At 61.8% G+C, this 3,887-nt stretch carries 8 protein-coding genes; 7 read left to right on the forward strand and 1 reads right to left on the reverse strand.

The genetic code is table 11. The annotated features are described in order from the left end of the window. On the forward strand, positions 1-563 hold a 563-nt coding region (rpsC, locus tag ACRCSW_RS06590), incomplete at its 5' end, for a 30S ribosomal protein S3 (protein WP_438703617.1). A 13-nt stretch (positions 564-576) separates the two neighbouring features. After that, the gene (rplP, locus tag ACRCSW_RS06595) at positions 577-990 is read left to right on the forward strand and encodes a 50S ribosomal protein L16 (protein WP_103259186.1); all 414 of its coding nucleotides are present in this window, start codon (positions 577-579) and stop codon (positions 988-990) included. A 79-nt stretch (positions 991-1,069) separates the two neighbouring features. On the opposite strand, the gene ACRCSW_RS06600 is transcribed toward rplP, so the two are convergent. Continuing rightward, the gene (locus ACRCSW_RS06600; RefSeq protein ID WP_438703619.1) at positions 1,070-1,522 is read right to left on the reverse strand and encodes a hypothetical protein; all 453 of its coding nucleotides are present in this window, start codon (positions 1,520-1,522) and stop codon (positions 1,070-1,072) included. A gap of 150 nt (positions 1,523-1,672) precedes the next feature. Between ACRCSW_RS06600 and ACRCSW_RS06605 the strand changes: the two genes are divergently transcribed. From ACRCSW_RS06605 to rplN, 5 genes are all read left to right on the forward strand, one after another. Next, a complete protein-coding gene (locus ACRCSW_RS06605; protein WP_438703620.1) occupies positions 1,673-2,296 on the forward strand; it encodes a TIGR02466 family protein in 624 nt (207 codons plus the stop codon). A 6-nt stretch (positions 2,297-2,302) separates the two neighbouring features. After that, complete coding sequence (locus ACRCSW_RS06610; protein ID WP_438703622.1) at positions 2,303-2,890, forward strand: DMP19 family protein; 588 nt, start codon at positions 2,303-2,305, stop codon at positions 2,888-2,890. A gap of 177 nt (positions 2,891-3,067) precedes the next feature. Then, on the forward strand, positions 3,068-3,268 hold the full coding sequence (gene rpmC / locus ACRCSW_RS06615; protein ID WP_438703624.1) for a 50S ribosomal protein L29: 201 nt from the start codon (positions 3,068-3,070) through the stop codon (positions 3,266-3,268). Between the two features lie 11 nt (positions 3,269-3,279). Next, positions 3,280-3,519: a 30S ribosomal protein S17 gene (gene rpsQ / locus ACRCSW_RS06620; RefSeq protein WP_125324990.1), complete on the forward strand. Its 240-nt coding sequence runs from the start codon at positions 3,280-3,282 to the stop codon at positions 3,517-3,519. Between the two features lie 57 nt (positions 3,520-3,576). Next, a partial coding sequence (gene rplN / locus ACRCSW_RS06625) for a 50S ribosomal protein L14 (protein ID WP_438703626.1) occupies positions 3,577-3,887 on the forward strand: 311 nt, incomplete at its 3' end.

The following is a 3,887-nucleotide window of genomic DNA, read 5'->3' on the forward strand; positions in this document are numbered from 1 at the left end:
TCAGCCGCGTGATCATCGAGCGTCCGCACAAGAAGTGCCGTGTGACCATTCACACCGCACGTCCGGGCGTGATCATCGGCAAGAAAGGCGCGGACATCGAGACGCTTCGCAAGAAGCTGACCGTGTTCACCAAGTCCGAGCTGCACCTCAATATCGTCGAGGTGCGCAAGCCGGAACTGGACGCGCAGCTGGTGGCCGAGTCGATCGCCCAGCAGATGGAACGCCGCGTGTCCTTCCGTCGCGCCATGAAGCGCGGCGTGCAGAACGCGATGCGGATGGGTGCCCTTGGCATCCGGGTGAACGTGGCCGGCCGTCTTGGCGGCGCCGAAATCGCCCGGACCGAATGGTACCGCGAAGGCCGCGTGCCGCTGCACACGCTCCGCGCCGACATCGACTATGCGCTGTCGGAAGCCGAGACCCCCTACGGGATCATCGGTGTGAAGGTCTGGATCTTCAAAGGCGAAATCCTTGAGCATGATCCCCAGGCCCATGATCGTCGTCTTGCCGAAGCGGCTGACGGCCCGGCCCCCCGTGGTCCGCGCCGCGACCGCGAACGCGCGTGAGGAGTGACATAAGATGCTGCAACCAAAGCGCACCAAGTTCCGCAAGATGCACAAGGGCCGCATCCATGGCGAAGCCAAGGGTGGGTTCCTGATCAACTTCGGCTCCTACGCCCTGAAAGCGACCGAGCCCGAGCGCGTCACCGCGCGGCAGATCGAAGCGGCCCGCCGCGCGATCACCCGCCACATGAAGCGCCAGGGCCGGGTCTGGATCCGGATTTTCCCGGACGTTCCGGTCTCGGCCAAACCCGTCGAAGTTCGTATGGGTAAAGGCAAAGGCTCGACCGACTATTGGGCGGCCAAGGTCAAACCCGGCCGGATCATGTTCGAGATCGACGGCGTGAACGACGAAATCGCCCGCGAAGCCCTCCGCCTCGGCGCGATGAAGCTTCCGGTCACCACGCGGATCGTCGCGAAGGAAGACTGGTAAGAGTCGGTCTGAAGCCCGACCTACGATATCGGCCCCCGCTTGAAACGGCGGGGGCTTTTTTCTGTTAGGCGGCGAAGCCTCAGTTGATCGCGTAGCTGTACGTGCCGCAAAGGCCAGGGCTGTCGATACTCTCGGGCTGCGCGCCACTGAAAGCCGCCATCTGCATGCTGTTGCCGTCCTCCGAGAAGACGACAAAGGTGGCGGGCGTACCTGCCCCGCAAAGGCTGTTGTCGTTCAACATCGCCCCCGGATCGCCGATCACGTCATAGACGCCCCCCGGACCGGGCCCCGCTCCAGTCAGCGACCAGTTCGCCTCAACGTTGCCGATGAACGACAGATCGACCCTTGCACCCGTTGCGACGGTCATGACCCGAGCCTCCGGTTGGCCCGACAGCGTGATGTCGCCGGTGATCGCCATCGCCGTAGTGCTGATGGCGACGAAGCTCCGGTCCTCTTCCCAGAACCACATCCCGCCTTGCGCCTCTGCCACGCCGGAAGCCAGAATGAAGGCGGCTGTCACCAGATATTTCATCTTTGCATCTCCACTCGGTTCAGTGCATCTCGGGGCGGCAGGCTAAGGTCGGCAAGCGGGCGCGGACAAGTCGGGATGACCTTACGACAGGGCATCACGGCGATCCCCCGCCGCTCCGACCGAGCGCCTGAATGCAAAAGGACCCGGCCCATGCCCGACATCACCTCCCTCTTCGTCACCCGCCTCTACCGCGCGCACCTCAACGAACTCGCGAAGAAGAAGGTCGACTACGCCGAACTCCACGCCACCTGTGACGCTGTGGCCGGGGATGACGAGGCCGGCCAGCAATGGTGTGAGGATAACGGCTATCCCGGCTACACCTCCTATGCCTCGCTCGACGATCTCCCCTGGCGGATGCCGATCTTCGGCGATCTGGAAAAGGCGCTGGACAAGCACGTCGCCGCCTTCTGCAAGGACCTCGGCTTCGACCTCCAGGGCAAGAAGCTCAAATGCAACGCCCTCTGGATCAACATCCTGCCCGAAGGCGGCACCCACGCCTCTCACATCCACCCGCATTCGGTGATCTCGGGCACGACCTATGTCGCAATGCCCGAAGGCACCTCCGCCCTGAAACTCGAAGACCCCCGCCTCCCGATGATGATGCTGGCCCCCGTGCCGCTGAAAACCGCCCCAGAAGCCCTGCAGCGCTTCGTCTACGTGAAGCCCGCGGTGGGAGAGGTCCTCCTCTGGGAAAGCTGGCTCCGCCACGAGGTGCCGATGAACATGGCCGAGGAAGAACGGATATCGGTCAGCTTCAACTATGGGTGGGAGTGAATACAGATGCCTATCGTACTTTGCGAGCATGGAACGCCGCCTGGTATCAACACAGATCAACCAGCGTCATGGCAACTTGCTAATCTCTTCGGAGCGTGGCTACCGCGTGAAGTTGAGGAGCATTTGCGAGGGCTTAACCAGAAGTGGCCGTTGGCCGGGCTTGAGGCGCAGTTGGCGCGTGCTGAAGTCACAAAAGGGCAGCGGTTGCTATACACAGCAAGTTGCCTTCAAGGGCAGGTCCAGAACGGCGGAGCCGAGGGGTTTGCGTTCAATTGTGCGGGCCTATTGCGCGATGCGCGTTCAGTAACTCGCGAAATGGCGTTGCCGGAACTGGCGGAGGCTTATGCATCCGCATTGGGCACGGTGCTTGAAGTTGTGGATCGCTACGCCGCAAGAGACCCTTGGAGCACAGGCGACAACCTCGCGGATTTCTGGCAAGACTTCGAAGCTGTCGAGATTGACGAACAACTGGCAGGGCGACTCGAGAGGGCCTTTTGGGCCGTTGGCGGTCAGCCAAATCCTTTGTCGGAGAACTTCGCAGCGCGCGTGGTTTCCTATGCCCTAGCTAACCCGAAGGACTTCTGTACTGCATAGTCGGCTCTTGTGGCCGTCAGTGCCCCCCAACTTCCCCCTTGCCCCGCCCCCCCTTCTCCCCTATAGCGACGCATCCGCGATTCCGGGGCGACTCGGAACCGTCGGTTTGTCATTGATCCGCCAGGTCCACGGTGACCCTCCAGCAGGGGCCGTCTGGCGATTGTGAAGGAGATCGGCATGAAAGCCGAAGAAGTTCGTTCGAAAACGCCGGACCAGCTGCGCGACAGCCTGGTTCAGCTCAAGAAGGAAGCGTTCAACCTGCGCTTCCAGCAAGCGACCAACCAGCTTGAGAACACCGCGCGCATGCGCGCTGTGCGGCGCGACGTTGCCCGCATCAAGACCGTTCTTGTGCAAAAAGCCGCTGAAGCTGCGAAGTAAGGGGAAGAACCATGCCTAAACGTATCCTGACGGGCACCGTCACCTCGGACAAGAACGAGCAGACGATCACCGTATCCGTCGAACGCCGCTTCAAGCACCCGCTGCTGCAGAAGACCGTGCGTAAGTCGAAGAAATACCGCGCTCACGATGCGGAGAACAAGTTCAAGGTCGGCGACACCGTGCGTATTGAAGAATGCGCGCCGATTTCGAAAACGAAACGCTGGACGGTGGTGGTCGACGCAACCGCGTAACCCCCTCCGTCTCATCGAAACCCCAGGGGAAACCCCTGAAGGTCGGGAGACAAACAAATGATCCAGATGCAGACGAATCTGGATGTGGCTGACAACTCTGGCGCTCGCCGGGTTCAGTGCATCAAGGTTCTTGGCGGTTCGCACCGCCGTTATGCTTCCGTGGGCGACATCATCGTGGTGTCGGTGAAGGAGGCTATTCCGAAGGGCCGTGTCAAAAAGGGCGACGTGCGTAAAGCCGTTGTCGTTCGCACCGCCAAGGAAGTTCGCCGTGAAGACGGCACCACCATCCGTTTCGACCGCAACGCCGCCGTCATCCTGAACAACCAGGGCGAACCGGTCGGCACCCGTATCTTCGGGCCGGTCGTGCG

Origin of the sequence: Tabrizicola sp. (assembly GCF_051645465.1) — a bacterium.
GTDB lineage: Bacteria > Pseudomonadota > Alphaproteobacteria > Rhodobacterales > Rhodobacteraceae > Tabrizicola.